Genomic DNA, 15,491 nt, shown 5'->3' with positions numbered 1-15,491 from the left:
AGAAAACAACTCAAAATTTATGGGATTATCGGGGCATTATTAACCCTGATAATCCCTTTTTTGCTTACGTTTCAAAACGAACACAATCATCTCGATGAAGCGCAGTCGCTGTGTCCGTTCAAGATGCTCACCGGATTTCCCTGTCCGGGTTGCGGCATTACAAAATCATTAGTCTATATCTACGAAGGTGATCTGCTAAGAAGTCTTCATTTTCATTTATTCGGGCCGTTTGTCTTTGCCTTGTGCATTGCTGCTATTGTTGTTTTATCGGTTGAATTGATCACCGGTAAAAGTTATTTCCGATCGCTTTTTTATAGTAAAAAAGTAGCCTATTTTCTGGCGACGATATTGGTGGTCTATCATGTGATACGGCTGTTTTATTTTGTGTCGGATAACACCTTCGACGATATCTTGCGACAGTCCATCTGGAAATAAAAAAGACCTGAAATTTTCCAGGCCTTTTCGTTTATTGCGATATGTTTTTCTTATTCTTTTTCGTTTAGTTTACGTTCCAGTTCTGCCTGAAATTCTTCCATTACGGGCTTTACGGTACTTTCCGGTAAATCGGCAATGCGGATATACATTAAACCATCTACGGCATTGTTAAATAGCGGATCGACGTTAAAAGCAACAACACGTGCATTTTGTTTGATATACTTTTTGATCAAAACCGGTAAACGCAGACTTCCTGGTTCTACCTCATCGATAATTTTATCGAATTTGTTCAGATCGGCTTCCGTTTCGTTAAATACAAAATCCTTATCGGCATCTTTTAGTTTTACCTTATATTCCTTTTTAGGGTGAATGTATTGTGCGATATACGGATCGTAGTAATGCGACTTCATAAACTCGATCATAAGCGATTTGGAGAAGTCGGAAAACTGGTTACTGATACTGACACCACCAATCAGGTAACGATGCTCCGGATGACGTAAGGTTGTGTGTACAATTCCTTTCCATAACAGGAACAACGGCATTGGTTTTTGCTGGTATTCTTTGATGATAAAAGCACGACCCATTTCAATGGATTTCGACATCATATCATACAATTCCGGTTCAAAGCGGAATAATTCGTGCAGGTAAAATCCGTTAATACCGAATTTTTTATAAATATCCGAACCCAATCCCATACGGTAGGCACCGGCGATCTGTTTGTTTTCTTCATCCCACAAAAACATGTGGTGGTAATATTTGTCGTATTGGTCTAAATCCAGCGATTCGTTGGTTCCTTCGCCTACTTCGCGGAAGGTAATCTCGCGTAAACGGCCAATCTCGTGTAATACATTTGGAATCTTATCGGCAGTAACCAGAAAAACCTCGTAGTTTTTACTTTGAAGCAAACGGTAATCGCCTTTACGTAATTCGGTTACTTCCTGTAGGATTTTTTCGTAATTCGCAGGATGTGCAATTTGCTTCGGACTGCTTTTTGGTAGTGGTAATTTTAAACTGGGTGCTGATAATAACTTACTTTCGGTACTTTCGAATGAGTTGGACAGCATATAAGTTTTGCGACGCAAAAACTCCGAATAGGCTTCGGTGGTTTCGTATTCGTTTTGTTCGCTCACCGAAATCGGTTTTCCGATACGTACTTTGATCACGCGTTTTTTCTGTGTCAATAACTCAGACGGTAATTTTGCGGTACGTAACGTTGGACTTATTTTAGAAAGCAGGTAAAATAATCGGCTGTTTTTTGCGTGAAAATAAATCGGAACGACAGGAACCTGAGCTTTTTTAATCAGCTTTATAGCGCCTTCTTCCCAGGGTTTGTCAACAACCAGTTCGTCGTCTTTGTAGGTCGAAACTTCTCCGGCCGGAAAGATTCCTAATGGTTTTCCTTCGCTAAGGTGACGTAACGTTTCTTTAATTCCGGCAACGCTCGATTTGGCATCTTTGTGATTCTCAAACGGATTCACCGGCATTACATACGGTTTTAAAGGCTCAATACGGTGTAACAGGAAGTTGGCGATAATTTTAAAGTTAGGCTCGCGCTCCAACATCAGTTTTAAAAGTAAAATACCATCAATTCCGCCTAACGGATGGTTGGAAACAGTAATGTAAGCACCATCTTTTGGCAAGCGTTTTAAATCTTCTTCCGGAATTTCAAACTTAATCTGGAATTCATCCAGAATTGCGTTTAAAAAAGGAACATCGTTAAGATGTTTGTTTCTGTTATATACAGCATTAAGCGTAGAAATCTTCAGCACCTTCATCAGTAACCAGCCTGAAAAAGTTCCTAAGAAACCGTATTTGTCAGTGTTTATTGCTTTTGCAACTTCTTTAGCGGTAACTAAACCCATTTAATTTCGTTTTGAGCGAAAAACAAAGATACTAATTCTCTCGAAACGCTAAAAGGCTTTATCTTATTATTACATAATTTTTAATAGCATTAGAATTTAGGTATTTGATTGTGAAGGTTTTGTTTCTATTTCTGTATTTCTGTTTTAATTCTATAGGTTTTTGTCTATTTTTGGAGAAAATGTAACTGCAACAATGAAAATTATTTCTTATAACGTAAACGGAATCCGGGCCGCTATTACCAAAGGTTTTCTGGATTGGTTGAAAAGTGCCGATCCGGATGTGATTTGCCTTCAGGAAATTAAAGCGACTCAGGAACAAATCCCATTGCTGGATATCGAACTGGCTGGATATCCGTATCATTACTGGTTTCCGGCTGAAAAGAAAGGCTACAGCGGCGTGGCAATTTTGTCGAAAGTAAAACCGAACAATGTGGTTTTCGGAACCGGTATTCCGCATATGGACAAAGAAGGTCGTAACCTACGGGTGGATTTTGATACGTTTTCGGTGATGAGTCTGTATTTGCCGTCCGGGACAAATATCGACCGACTGGATCATAAGTTTATGTATATGGCCGATTTTCAGAATTACATCAACAACCTGAAAAAGGAAATTCCAAACCTGATTATCTGTGGCGATTACAACATCTGTCACGAAGCAATCGACATTCACGATCCGATCCGAAATGCAAAAGTATCGGGATTCCTGCCGGAAGAACGCGCCTGGCTGGACGGTTTTATGAAAAGTGGGTTTGTGGATAGCTTCCGCCATTTTAACAAAGAACCGCACCATTACAGTTGGTGGAGTTACCGCGCTAATGCACGCGCTAACAACAAAGGGTGGCGTATCGATTATAACCTGGTGAGCGAACCATTGCGCGATCGGATGAAACGGGCTGTGATCCTGCCGGAAGCCAAGCATTCCGACCATTGTCCGATTTTAGTTGAAATTGAATAAACTCGAAAACTCGAAAAAACTGATATAGCAAATGATTAAAAAAATGTCCATTGGAGTGTTGGCACTTGCGTTGTCCACTTCATGCGTTTCTAAAAAACTGTATACCGATTTAGAAACAAAATACGCCGATTTAAAAAAAGAAAACCGTCAGTTGGCAGATGAAAATACAACACTGACTAAAGATAAAAACCAGTTGGATTTGCTTTCTAAAGATTTGCAGTCGCAGTTGGATAAGCTAAAAGCCGAACGCGATAAACTGGCATCCGATTATGCTGCAGCAAAAAACAGTTTGAAAACGCTACAGTCGTCCTATAACGCACTCGAGAAAAACAGTGATGATGTGTTAAAGAGCAATATGGACAAAAACCGGGAGTTGTTAGCGCAGTTGGAGGCTAAAGAAAAAGCGCTTGCGGCCGAAAGAGACCGTCTGGAAAAACTGAAAAACGATTTGAAAGACCGTTCGGATCGTGTGAACGAACTAGAAAATATGATCGCCGAAAAAGAGGCTTCTATGAAGCGTCTGAAAGAAACCCTTTCCAAAGCATTAAATGCTTTTGAAGGAAAAGGATTAACGGTAGAACACAAAAACGGAAAAGTATACGTTTCGATGGAAAACAAACTATTGTTTGGAACCGGAAGTTGGGCGGTTGGAACCGAAGGTAGAAAAGCCGTTGTAGCGGTTGGAAAAGTATTGGGCGATAATCCGGACATTACGGTACTGATCGAAGGACATACCGATAATGATAGATATGCCGGTGCTGTAGGCGCTATCGAAAACAACTGGGATTTATCGACAAAAAGAGCGACAGCTATTGTAAATATTCTGGGTGAAAACAAAGCAATCGACAAAAAGAATCTGACCGCAGCCGGTAGAGGAGAGTTTGCACCAATTGCTTCAAATGATACTGCAGAAGGAAAAGCAAAAAACAGAAGAATCGAAATTATTCTGACCCCTAAATTGGATGAAATCTCGAAAATGCTTAATGATATTAACTAATAAACAGTTATATAATGAAAAAGGTTCAGCCCATACGGCTGAACCTTTTGTTTTTAGTATTTTTGAAACCTTATAATTGGAGCATAGAATTAGCATGAAATACACAATACTACCGGGAACGGACATCAAAATAAGTACGATATGTCTCGGAACCATGACGTTTGGAGAACAGAATACCGAAGCGGAAGCACACAGCCAGTTGGATTTTGCATTGGACAAAGGCGTTAATTTTATCGACACCGCCGAAATGTATCCGGTTGCGGCACGCGAAGAAACTTCCGGACGTACGGAACGCTATATCGGAAGTTGGTTGCATAAAACCGGAAACCGCGATAAAGTAGTGCTGGCGACTAAAATTGCCGGCCCTAACCGCGGAATGGAATATTTGCGAGACGATTTGCATTATACTGATAAAACGATTCGCGAATCGGTCGATAAAAGCTTACAACAGTTGCAAACGGATTATATCGATTTGTATCAGTTGCATTGGCCGGAACGAAAATCGAATATGTTCGGACAACGCGGTTTTACCGTTCAGGACGATGCCTGGGAAGATAATTTTAAAACCGTATTGGAAACCTTTGACGCGTTGATCAAAGAAGGGAAAATCCGTCATATCGGAGTGTCGAATGAAACACCATGGGGTGTGATGCGTTTTCTGGAAGAAAGCAAAAAGCACCATCTGCCGCGCATTGCGACCATTCAAAATCCGTATTCGCTGTTAAACCGGACTTTTGAAGTGGGTTTGTCCGAAACCTGCTACCGCGAAAAAGTAGGCTTATTGGCCTATTCGCCATTAGGATTCGGAATACTTACCGGAAAGTTCCTTACCGGCGAACCGTTGCCAAAAGCGCGAATTAACCTGTTTCCGCGTTTTTCACGTTATTCCGGCGAGCAATCCCAAAAAGCGGTGAAATTGTATCAGGAATTGGCGACTTCATTTGGACTGACGTTAACCGAAATGGCCTTGGCATTTGTACAACAACAAGCCTTTGTTGCCGCAACAATCATTGGAGCGACGAATTTGGAACAGCTGGAGGAAAATATTAAAACCCATTTGGTGGTTTTAACAGAGGAGATGATTCGTGAAATCAATCGTATCCAGGAGCATATTCCAAATCCGGCCCCTTAATTTTATTCTATAGACAACTTGTGGGTAGCAGTGCTACCCTCGCTGTCGGTAATATGAAGAATATATAAACCTGTAGCTAAATGCGACGTTTTAATGTTGACTAGCTCCAGGTTTTTTGTTTTCTGAATATGAACCTGTTTGCCGTTCGTATCGAAAATAGCAACGGCATCCGGATAGCTGTTGCCATTGGCCTTGATGTTGATTTCGGTTTTAGCCGGATTCGGGTAGATGGTAAACGTATTTCGGTTAAAATCGGCAGTACCCAGTGAACTGTCTTTTATCTTATAGATGGTTCCGTTGTTAATCGCACCGATATACAATTCGCCATTCATATCTTCTCCAAAAGTTACAAAACTGTTGCCGCTAAAGTTCGTCGAGTAGGTTATGGCTCCGCTGTTGTCAACCATACCAATTCGGGGTGAGCAATAATCCGTAAAGAAATATTTGTTCTGGAAATTAGGATAAAGCGATCCGGTATAAACATAACCACCGGTTATCGAACAATTTCCGGCACTATGAGCGGTAACCGCCAAAGGAAAAGTCATTGTCGATTGTGCAGGACATCCGGTAGTGGTATTGTACGTATTGTTTCCTTCATAACAACGCCAGCCATAGTTGAGTCCTGCCTGAGTAGAAGCAACTTTATTAATCTCTTCAAAGGCATCTTGTCCTACATCAGCGATCCATAAGTCACCATTGTTTCGGTTAAAGGAAAATTTCCAAGGATTACGCAATCCGATCGCCCAGATTTCATCGGCACCAGCCACACCTAAATACGGATTATTGGCCGGAATGCCATAAGGTGCTCCGGAATTAACATCAATTCGTAGCATTTTACCCAATAACTCATTGATATTCTGTGCTCTGTTTCCGGGATCACCACCGCTACCGCCATCGCCCATACCGATGTACAGATAGCCATCCGGGCCAAATTTTACCGAACCACCATTGTGATTGGAAAAAGGTTGGGTGATAGTAAGTAAAACAGAAGCACTTCCGGCATCGGCAAGGTTCGGATTGCTGCTATTCACACTGTAACGCGCAATTACCGTATTTCCTGCTGTATTGGTATAGTTCACATAAAAGTAGCCATTGCTTTGATAATTAGGATGAAAAGCAAGACCTAACAGACCGCGTTCTCCTCCGGAACTAATTAGGCTGGTTACCGTTAGAAATGGTGTTGGATTAACGGTTCCGTTGGCATTAACTATTTTAATGTTTCCGCCGCGTTCCACTACAAATAAACGGGAATCGCCGGCATGTGTTATTTCGACCGGATTGGAAAAGCCGGTGGCAAAACTTTCCAAAGCAATGGTCTGCGAAAAACCAATGCTGCTTGTTATAAAAGCCAGAGTAAGTAGTATTTTTTTCATAGGATAGTTGGTGTTGGTTTGTAGTAAAAATAGTAAAAAAATATTTAGTACCGTTGTAACGGTTTAATTTTTAGTGCAATATGAATCTTTGAAAGGACAATTTAGGCAGTTGTTCCAATGGGTAAAGTCTATATCGGTATCTTTCTAAGCTTTGTTTATGCCCTAAAAAACGAAACACTTCCTTTGTTGAGAAGTTATAACGGAATAGTAGTAAATTATAATTTTAATAGGAGCCATGAAACTGTTTTTTAAGAGAATTGCAGTGCTGTTTTTTAAGCGAGAAGTTATTGGAAAACACGAAGAAGTAAAAGAAGTAAAACCTGAAAAAAAGAATAAGGCTGCTTGTAATTGTAAAATGTATGTGAAAAAGGCTTCACTAAGAGAGCTGAAAAACAAGGAAACTGTAAAGGAAACACTCAATAGTAATATAACCGGGCCAAATGGGGAAAAAATTAGAATTAACCGGAGTCGGGTTGTTTATATTGAATCCGAAAAAGAGCACTCCTATACTTTTTCGATTGCAGGTAAAAAGCAGGACGCGCAACTGAGAAATCTGGTTTTATTATCAAATGGTGATCAGGCATACCGTGTCTATTTGCTACAGTATAATCTTAGTTGTATGGCTATCGAAAAGCTAAAAACAGCTATGGAACTATCGGGGAAACTCACGGTAAATATATTGGATGGGAAGGAAGAAATAGCGCCATCTAATCCTGAGATTTATCGTTATGTCGTTAAAACACCGGTGCTTTTATCGGGTTATTTTAATAAAAAAGGAAGCTGGATAAAAGAGGGTAAGGAATTAACAATAGACAATCCTGATTTAAATGTAGACAATCTCAATCCGGAAGATAATCCGGATGAACCGTTTTATGCAATAGAAAAAGAATCTGTGAAAGAAGAACTAATGCCTGTTGAAGGAGCGTTAGTAGAAGAAACCGTTATCATTACCACGCCTGTGGTTACCTATTAATGTTTTATAACCGTAAAAAAAGCTCTTTTTACCGCTATTTGTGTTCGTTGTTTAGACAGAATTGTTGACTTTGTTGAGATTGCAGAAGATTTGCCCTAGTAAAAATTGAGTAATTTCTCTGGAAATGAAGAAAATGCTACAAAATTCGATAATTGTGCTTAGTCTGTTTTGTATCACATTTTTTAAAAAATGTGGTCAGGAAAACCAGACAAAACAGCAGGTTGTAAAAAATGAAAGGATAACCGTAAAAAGGTTATCCTGTGAAGAACTGCGCAAAAAAAACAATGTCACAAAAAAACTAAATGAAATAGTGTTGACGTTGGCTACCGATCCGTATAATACGAAAAACCATTTGCGGATAAACAGAGAAGAAGCCGTTTGTATAACGGAAAAGGGGATCACATCCTATACTTTTCCCGTTACAAGGCAATACCCTGTTAACAAAATCGAAAACCTGGTACTGCATTATACCAAAGACGGTTCTTGTAATGTGTTTTTTACGACGTATGCTTTGACCCGAAAGCAGGTATTAGAACTACATCGTATCGGAAGTCTGGAAAATAAAATGACTGTTGCAATCCAAAAAGAAGGGAATTGCGATTCCGGTGAAAAAAATCAGTTCTATAAATATAATGCATTGATAAAAGTTCCGATTACGTGGACAAATAAAGGTGAAGCTGTAACGGTTTTAGAATGGTTGCAAAAACAAGAGTGCGATGAACAAGATCTAAACGGTAAGTCGGCTCCGGTTTTGCAAATTATGACAACACCGGTTGTAGGCATGGCATTTACCTCGTTTTTAGAGAAGTTTAAACAGGAGATTACCGTTGTTGCGCCAAATAGCCTTTGGTGGAAAACCACTTCGAGCGATGCTGTTGTTCTGTATTTAAAAGAATATTTTGATCCGAAAACCGGATTGGGAAATACCGAAATAAACGAATTTGCGACCTGGGCTGTTGGTTATTTGTGTAAACACCCGGAAGTTAGCTGGGAGCATTTGGTAAATTGGTTTTTAACACCAGTTGAAATGGATGACGGATATTGCGACAGTTGGTTTTGGGGAAACATAGAACAGAAATATCCGTTAAAAAAATTGCCTCCTTATGTCGATTTCTCCAATGCCTTTCCTAAAATGGAAGAAGACGGAATTATATACCATATGCCGAGTGATACGGTTTATAAAAGGGTTGGAGGAGCTATCCTTGCCAAGCATCAGGAAGAAAATTCAAAGTGCCGAAATGCATGTGCGGTTCGAGCTTCTCTGGCATTTAATTACTCCGGAATACCCATAGATGTGGGACTAAACGGTTCTGAAAAAGTGGATCAGGGTGCCGATGGTAACTATTATATTGTTTCGGCGAAGGCTTTTAATATTTGGATGAAAAAAACATTTGGAAGGCCGACGTTTCGCTTAACAGGAACAAAAGCCAACTGCCGCGAAACTATTGCCGCATTCTTAAAAGATAAAACCGGTGTTTACACCGTTGTGAATAAAAACAGCCGGCGCGCCGGATTTTCCGGACACGTAGATCTGATTTCAAACGGCGAATGCCTTTCCGGTGCCAGTTTATATCCTAAAGGAGGGATAAAGTATATCGAAATATGGCAATTGAAATAAGCCAGATGCTTTAATAATATTGTTCTTAAAAACAAAGCGCCTCTCCATTGGAGAGGCGCACTTTTCTAAAGATTTCCGATTATCTTATCTTTAGGGTATTTAACGGTATAGCTAATGCGAATTTTCTTTGTTTCATTTGGTTTCAAATTAAGTTCCCAGCTTAATAAACCGGTTTCGGAATTAACCTTGGCACCATCTTTTTGTTTTAATTCGATTTCAATTTCCTTATCGCTACTTAGCGGATACTGATCTTCCAGTTTTAATAAAATCGACTCTTTTTTGTTGTTGCGAACTGTAATGTCATACGTAAAAGTCTGTTCTTTTTTAGTCGATAGGAATTTAACACCGGATTTATCGACAACTTTTTCACGGGTGATCACAACTTTTTTGTCGCGTCCCATACTAAGATTCAACGTGTCGGATGTTTGTCCCGGATTGACAAGGGTTTTGCCGACATACATTCCCTCGAAAATGATATTGGCTTCACCTTTTAACAGATTGTATTTGCCATAATCACTGATCTCGGCCAATAAAAAGGATTCTTTGTCCAGTTTGGGTGCAGCATAATATTTATAGGTAGCCGGCAATTTGATTTCTTTTAACGAAACACTATGCGTTTTACCATTCGATAGGATGTCATACGGAATATCAATGTCAAACGAAACATTTAATTGGTTTTCGTTGATCATGGTGTAATCCGAAACCGTACTTCTTGCTTGTAATCCGGAAGCTTTTCCTCGAATCGCGACTGCTGAGGTTACCACTACTTCCTTTAGATCATAGTTTGCATTGGCTTGTGGTACGGTGGCATATATCGGTTGGTAAGCTAAAAACCAAGGATTGACTATTGGCGCTTGATTATTCTGGTTCGGGATTCCACTGGAAAGGGTTAGTTTTACTTTTCTCCAGTCGACTCCGGTATTTTGAACCACTTGCGCTTTATACAACATGTTTACCGGTGAGGCAATATTATCGGCACGAAGCTCATAAAACGGCGACCAACGCGCATTGTTTGTCAGATAAGAAACATCCAGTGTTACGGCTCCGGCTGTTTGGTTCATCACCTGTAATACCAGTTTTCCGGTAGCATTTTTTTCCTCTTTAGTACTGTTGATTTCCAGTTTGGTGTTTAGTTTGGTTAAAAGATCGGATAGTTTCTTTTCGCGTTCGTTTAAAACGTCTATTGTATTACTGATCTCGGTGCGTTTCGTTTTGTAATACTCCACCATTTTCATCAATTCCGTTACACTCAAACCGGTATTTGCCCCATATACCTGTTGATTTCGATCCAAAATTTCGATGGTTTTCATTTCCGAAGTTCGGGTGTTTTTTAAACGATCCAGTTCTTTTTGGACAATTTTGATACTATCCCGTACTTTTTTAATAGCCGGTGAACTTTCGTCAATATCGTATTCACTGATATAATCGTTCGTGAATTGCGAGGAAAGTACTGTAAGGCTCGAAGGTGCACCAATCTGAACCGTGTTTTCATTCAGATAATTCGCTACATTTTTGATGACGATTTCATGCGTACCGGCCGGAAGATTCAGATAAGCCGTTTGTGTTATTTCTGCGGCGTTAAAATAAACGGTAACCGCATTGACTTTGGCCGTCGTAAAAACAGGCTTTTGGGCGAATACCATTCCGGATAGGGCGAATAGGAGTATTGTGATAAACTTTTTCATGTTTTTTTAGTAAATATAATGTTTTACAAATTGTTTAAGGACCGTTTTGTTTTAGGTTCTTTTACGACCGGTAGCGTTGGCAAAGGCGACGATACCGATAAAAAATACGGTAAGGATAAAGACTGTTGGCATTTCGTTTTATTTTTGGAAAGAGTGGATGTCATTTTCAATTGTCAGGATTAACAAACAGGTAGCGGTGCAAAAAACCGGACTGGTAATGCAATGGTGACCGTTCCAGCTACCATTGTTGTTTTGGATGTTGATCAGCTTTCCGCTAACGTTGTCGTACCAGTTTTTCCAGTCATTATCTTTTTTAACCAACATGGATTCGCCAGTCTGAAGAAAGCTCATAAATTCTTCACCGCCATTATTTCCAAAACCATTCATCACACCATTGTCCATTGCCTGTACTTTTGCGGCTTTATACACTTTTGATGCGACATCGTAGGACGCGGCTTTTTCTTTCGAAATACCAATCTTTTGCAGGTTGTCGCGGTTGAGTTCGGCTGTTTTATCGATTTTGCCTTCTGCTTTGGCTTTGGTAAACAGCTCTTCGGCCTCTTTGGCTTCCGAGGCACTTCCACGAACCGAACTACTCACGGCATAAAGCATAATACCGGCACCATCCTCGGTTTTGGCGGTATTGCTTTCGGTATTGTAATTGCTTTTCTGATAATTACGGGCAGCGGTGATTTTGTCTTCGTTTACGGTAATGTTTTTGTTTTTCTTAGCCTGTTCCAATCCCGAACTGGCAAAAGACGATTGCAATACACCGGCCCATCCGGCACCGTTTACTTTTCCGTTGGTGTCGTAGGATTTCTCAATTTTGTTAACGCAGATTTGTATCGCTCTTTCCACTCGTTGCGACGGATTTTTTTCGGCTACCTGATTTAAAAATTGAAGCGTTAGTGCGGCATCAATATTTTCGCCCAGTTTGCGTTGTATCTGTGTGCCGCGAACCTGCGTGATATAATCACTGTTTTTATTGGCTTCGATCTGTTGTAACAGATAGTCCAGCGCATTGGAAAGTTGTTTCTGATAAGGCCCTTTGGTTGTGGTATACCCCATACGGTATAAGGCCATCGCAGCCATCGCAGTTGTAGCCGGATCGGATTGTACGGCATGTGGATTCATTTCGCCCTGATTGCTGTGCGAACCGGCGCCCCAGCCTCCGTCGTTGTTTTGTGCGGAAACCAACCATTTTTCACCTTTTTGCACAACGCTTTTTAGGGAAGCATCATTTTTATATTGGGCATATTCCGCGACAGGTTGTTCGCCCATAACCGACATGAAAACACAAGGTTGTTCTTCCGGTGCTTTTTGGGTATGTAGTACGGTTGTTTCAGTCGATTCCGGTTTTCCGGTTTTGATCATTACTCCGGTCAACACTACCGAAGTTGTTAAAGCTAGTAAAAGATTCTCGGTTTTCATGATTTTCGGTTTTTTAAAGATTACAGTTCAAAAGTAGTCGTATCGTAAATGCGGTTTTGGTAGAATGGGTGAAAGCGGGTTTCAACTTGGTGAAAGGATTGTAGTAACTTATTTGGTCGTACTCAGTTGTATGGATTTCAGATCACCCGATGGTGTTATTAATATATATTCCTTTTCATTTTTTGGCGCTGGCTTTTTGGTGCGTGTGATCGCAATTTTAACCTCATATTGCACTTGAATCACCGGTTCGAGTATGGTTGGATTAACTACAAAATCAAAATCCTTGTTTACAATGGGTTGGTAATAGAGTGTTGTCGATTTGGTAGCCTGGTTGACATTGGCGAATTTTTTAAGCGAAAGCGATGAACTGCTATAGGCTTCATACGATTTATACATTTCAACTGGAAGCGTAATACTGTAACCGTCGGCTATTTTTTTCTCGGCATTCGTAAACGTTTCACCCAACAGTATTTCGTAATTTTTGGCTTTTTCCAAAACCAGAAGTCGGGCTTTGTTCATCAGGTCTTTTTTAACCGTTTCCAAAGTATTCGAAAAGTAATCTACCCGTACGAGGTCGTAAATTTCATTGGCGGATAGGATTTTAATAAAATCGTCCAACAGATTCGGATCGGTATATTTAATATGAATGTTCTTTTTTAATTCAAAACCAACCGGGATTTCATTATAGGTTTTCCGACTAAATAGTTTTCGTTCGACGGTATAGTCATACATCGGAACAAAAGTGATCATATCTACAAAGGTTTCCACGCCTTTTTTTAATCGGATTTCTTTTAACGACTGACCAATGCGCTTGTCGATGATCTCATTGACTTCTTCCGTTGTGGCACCGGTTTGTGACACCTGGAAAATAGCGACATACGCATCCGCTTTAACATTGGCCAGACCTTTTACACTGGCGATGATATCGGCATTGGAAGGGAAATTCACGTTGATCGAATTGTCGGTAAACACAACCTGGTTTTTATAGTTGATATTCCCGGAAACTTGTGCAATAGCAAAATGTACCGTCAATAAGCTTGCAAAGAGTAGTATTTTTTTCATGTCGGAGGTTTTAAGGTTCGGAGCAAATGTATTAATCGAAAAAACGTACTTTTGGAAGAACGGGTGAAACGGGAATCCGACTTGGTGAATGCTATAGGAAAGGATTTTGGATTTATCGTACTTTACATTCAGAAAAACAAGTAAAACAGCATGCGGTATATAATGTATATCTTGATCGGATTGGGTATCGGACTTTTGACTCCGCAGCAGGCGATTGCCCAACAAATTACTACCGAAAAAGCGAGTAAAAGTGTCAGTGGGAAACTGAGTAAAGCAGCAGAGGAACTGGCCAAATCCTTAGATGCGAACGATGAGGTAAAGATCGCGGTGAGTTACGAAAAACTGGCACAGGAGTTTATCGATGCCGACGATCCGGTGAAAGGAGAAGAATATCTTAAAAAAGCACTGGAAAGTTTTACCCGACTGAAACGGAAAGAAGACATTGCCCGGGTAACGCGAAATCTGGCGCGAACACAGGAGAGTCAGAATAAATATAAAGCGGCGATAAGTAATTATCAGACCGCGAGTGCCATTACGGTCGATAAAAGCGCGATTGAGGTCAATCAGAATGATGCCAAACGCTTGCAAAGTCCCCAAAATCCGGCGGCACAGTATGATTATGTCAATTCCAATATCAAATTGCTGGAAAAGGAAAATCGAAGCGAAGAAGTAGCCGATGCTTATGTGCAAAAAGCGGAGATGAGTCTGAAGAAGAGGAATAAAGCCGAAGCCATTGAAAGCTATAACCAGGCGATTACGTTTGTTAAAGACAAGCCAGAAGCGGTGATCAAACTAAAAAATGAAATCGCAAAAGTCTATACCGCCGACAATCAGTTTGACGAAGCAATCGGGATTTCCGAAAAACTATTGGCCGATGCCAAAGCACGTCAGGATTTTGATACCGAAATAGCGCAATTGCAATCGCTGGCAACCATCTATTTTAAAAAGAAAGAGCCGGAAAAAGCCACACACGCCTTAAAAGAAGCTTATAAACTGGCAACCGAAAATGGGAAAGCCGATGCCGTTAAAAGCAACCTCGAAAGATTGCTTAACTATTACCGACAAACCGGAAATTATAAGGAGAGTACAGCACTATACGAACAATTCTTTAAAAACTACGAACAGCTAACCCGAAAAGACAGTGCGCAAGCCGACCAGTTAACCTTTCAGGTAACGGAAGAAAAGATCCGTCAGCTGGAAAAGGAAAAGGTTTTAAAAGACGAATTGATCGCTAAGAAAAACACCTTTAACTATTTCCTGATCGGTTCTATGATTGTACTGTTATTGCTTTTTGGATTGATCATAAAAGCACTGTATTCGATCAAAACAAAGAATAAAGAGATTGCCTTACAGTCGTTACGCCGGGAAATGAACCCGCATTTTATTTTTAACAGTCTGAATAGCGTCAATCAGTTTATATCGCAAAACCGCGAACTGGAAGCGAACAAATATCTAACGTCCTATTCGAAGCTGATGCGGAATATGATGGAAAATTCCAATAAAGATTTTATCGCCTTGGGAAGTGAAATCGAACAATTGCGAAAATACCTCGACCTCGAACATATGCGCTTCGAAGATCAGTTTGAATATACCATTACAGTAGATGAAAAACTCGATACGGAAACCATTCAGATTCCAAATATGATCATTCAGCCACAACTGGAAAATGCCATCTGGCACGGACTTCGGTATAAGGAAGGCAAAGGTTTGTTGCAATTGCACTTTCTCCTTGAAAAAGAAAACGTTTTGGTTGTGATCGAAGATAATGGAATCGGATTAACCAAAAGTCGGGAACTGAAAACCAAAAATCAGAAAGTACACCAGTCGAGAGGACTTACCAATACTAAGGAACGGATTGGTTTGTTAAACGAATTGTATAAAAAAGAGATCGCCTTACAGATTGTTGAAAAAACAGAACCGGAAACCGGGACTATTGTAACCCTGCGTTTTTCCCGGATTGAAAAATAG

Annotated in this window: 12 protein-coding genes; 7 read left to right on the top strand and 5 right to left on the bottom strand. The window is 40.3% G+C overall.

Translation table 11 applies throughout. The features are described 5' to 3' along the window. Positions 1–60 precede the first annotated feature (60 nt). Positions 61–435, top strand: coding sequence for a DUF2752 domain-containing protein (locus tag Q1R07_RS08590; RefSeq protein ID WP_300488630.1), 375 nt, complete (start codon positions 61–63; stop codon positions 433–435). 50 nt (positions 436–485) lie between these two features. Here the strand turns inward: Q1R07_RS08590 and Q1R07_RS08585 are convergent, their stop codons facing one another. Continuing rightward, positions 486–2,297 (bottom strand): GNAT family N-acyltransferase, encoded by a 1,812-nt coding sequence (locus tag Q1R07_RS08585; protein WP_300488625.1) that lies wholly within the window; start codon positions 2,295–2,297, stop codon positions 486–488. Positions 2,298–2,490: 193 nt separating this feature from the next. Between Q1R07_RS08585 and Q1R07_RS08580 the strand changes: the two genes are divergently transcribed. The 3 genes from Q1R07_RS08580 (at position 2,491) to Q1R07_RS08570 (ending at position 5,381) form a co-directional block, all read left to right on the top strand. Next, on the top strand, positions 2,491–3,252 hold the full coding sequence (locus tag Q1R07_RS08580; protein ID WP_136404108.1) for an exodeoxyribonuclease III: 762 nt from the start codon (positions 2,491–2,493) through the stop codon (positions 3,250–3,252). A 31-nt stretch (positions 3,253–3,283) separates the two neighbouring features. Continuing rightward, positions 3,284–4,249, top strand: coding sequence for an OmpA family protein (locus Q1R07_RS08575; protein WP_300488620.1), 966 nt, complete (start codon positions 3,284–3,286; stop codon positions 4,247–4,249). A gap of 94 nt (positions 4,250–4,343) precedes the next feature. Further along, complete coding sequence (locus tag Q1R07_RS08570; protein WP_300488617.1) at positions 4,344–5,381, top strand: NADP(H)-dependent aldo-keto reductase; 1,038 nt, start codon at positions 4,344–4,346, stop codon at positions 5,379–5,381. Between the two features lie 2 nt (positions 5,382–5,383). On the opposite strand, the gene Q1R07_RS08565 is transcribed toward Q1R07_RS08570, so the two are convergent. Further along, a complete protein-coding gene (locus tag Q1R07_RS08565) occupies positions 5,384–6,754 on the bottom strand; it encodes a PQQ-dependent sugar dehydrogenase (RefSeq protein WP_300488614.1) in 1,371 nt (456 codons plus the stop codon). 235 nt (positions 6,755–6,989) lie between these two features. Here Q1R07_RS08565 and Q1R07_RS08560 point away from each other — a divergent pair, with 235 nt between their 5' ends. Both Q1R07_RS08560 and Q1R07_RS08555 read left to right on the top strand, forming a co-directional pair. Then, a complete protein-coding gene (locus Q1R07_RS08560; RefSeq protein WP_300488611.1) occupies positions 6,990–7,727 on the top strand; it encodes a hypothetical protein in 738 nt (245 codons plus the stop codon). Positions 7,728–7,851: 124 nt separating this feature from the next. Further along, entirely contained in the window at positions 7,852–9,345 is a 1,494-nt protein-coding gene (locus Q1R07_RS08555; RefSeq protein WP_300488608.1) for a T6SS effector amidase Tae4 family protein, read from the top strand. 65 nt (positions 9,346–9,410) lie between these two features. Here the strand turns inward: Q1R07_RS08555 and Q1R07_RS08550 are convergent, their stop codons facing one another. From Q1R07_RS08550 to Q1R07_RS08540, 3 genes are all read right to left on the bottom strand, one after another. Then, positions 9,411–11,030, bottom strand: a complete 1,620-nt coding sequence (locus Q1R07_RS08550; protein WP_300488606.1) for a DUF4139 domain-containing protein — start codon at positions 11,028–11,030, stop codon at positions 9,411–9,413. Positions 11,031–11,168: 138 nt separating this feature from the next. Next, positions 11,169–12,461 (bottom strand): hypothetical protein, encoded by a 1,293-nt coding sequence (locus tag Q1R07_RS08545; protein ID WP_300488603.1) that lies wholly within the window; start codon positions 12,459–12,461, stop codon positions 11,169–11,171. A 108-nt stretch (positions 12,462–12,569) separates the two neighbouring features. Then, positions 12,570–13,523 carry an SIMPL domain-containing protein gene (locus Q1R07_RS08540; RefSeq protein WP_300488601.1) on the bottom strand — a complete coding sequence of 318 codons (954 nt, stop codon included), beginning with the start codon at positions 13,521–13,523 and terminating at the stop codon, positions 12,570–12,572. Positions 13,524–13,673: 150 nt separating this feature from the next. Between Q1R07_RS08540 and Q1R07_RS08535 the strand changes: the two genes are divergently transcribed. After that, positions 13,674–15,491 carry a histidine kinase gene (locus Q1R07_RS08535; RefSeq protein WP_300488599.1) on the top strand — a complete coding sequence of 606 codons (1,818 nt, stop codon included), beginning with the start codon at positions 13,674–13,676 and terminating at the stop codon, positions 15,489–15,491.

It is taken from the genome of Flavobacterium sp., from assembly GCF_030146175.1.
In the GTDB taxonomy this organism is placed as follows: Bacteria; Bacteroidota; Bacteroidia; order Flavobacteriales; family Flavobacteriaceae; genus Flavobacterium.
This window is presented reverse-complemented; position numbering and strand designations above follow the sequence as displayed.

Bases quoted from the DNA above. Each gene is read 5' to 3' on its own strand.
- Q1R07_RS08550 (WP_300488606.1), bottom strand. From the start codon at position 11,030: ATGAAAAAGTTTATCACAATACTCCTATTCGCCCTATCCGGAATGGTA.
- Q1R07_RS08575 (WP_300488620.1), top strand. From the start codon at position 3,284: ATGATTAAAAAAATGTCCATTGGAGTGTTGGCACTTGCGTTGTCCACT.
- Q1R07_RS08560 (WP_300488611.1), top strand. From the start codon at position 6,990: ATGAAACTGTTTTTTAAGAGAATTGCAGTGCTGTTTTTTAAGCGAGAA.
- Q1R07_RS08585 (WP_300488625.1), bottom strand. From the start codon at position 2,297: ATGGGTTTAGTTACCGCTAAAGAAGTTGCAAAAGCAATAAACACTGAC.
- Q1R07_RS08540 (WP_300488601.1), bottom strand. From the start codon at position 13,523: ATGAAAAAAATACTACTCTTTGCAAGCTTATTGACGGTACATTTTGCT.
- Q1R07_RS08545 (WP_300488603.1), bottom strand. From the start codon at position 12,461: ATGAAAACCGAGAATCTTTTACTAGCTTTAACAACTTCGGTAGTGTTG.
- Q1R07_RS08555 (WP_300488608.1), top strand. From the start codon at position 7,852: ATGAAGAAAATGCTACAAAATTCGATAATTGTGCTTAGTCTGTTTTGT.
- Q1R07_RS08565 (WP_300488614.1), bottom strand. From the start codon at position 6,754: ATGAAAAAAATACTACTTACTCTGGCTTTTATAACAAGCAGCATTGGT.
- Q1R07_RS08570 (WP_300488617.1), top strand. From the start codon at position 4,344: ATGAAATACACAATACTACCGGGAACGGACATCAAAATAAGTACGATA.
- Q1R07_RS08535 (WP_300488599.1), top strand. From the start codon at position 13,674: ATGCGGTATATAATGTATATCTTGATCGGATTGGGTATCGGACTTTTG.
- Q1R07_RS08580 (WP_136404108.1), top strand. From the start codon at position 2,491: ATGAAAATTATTTCTTATAACGTAAACGGAATCCGGGCCGCTATTACC.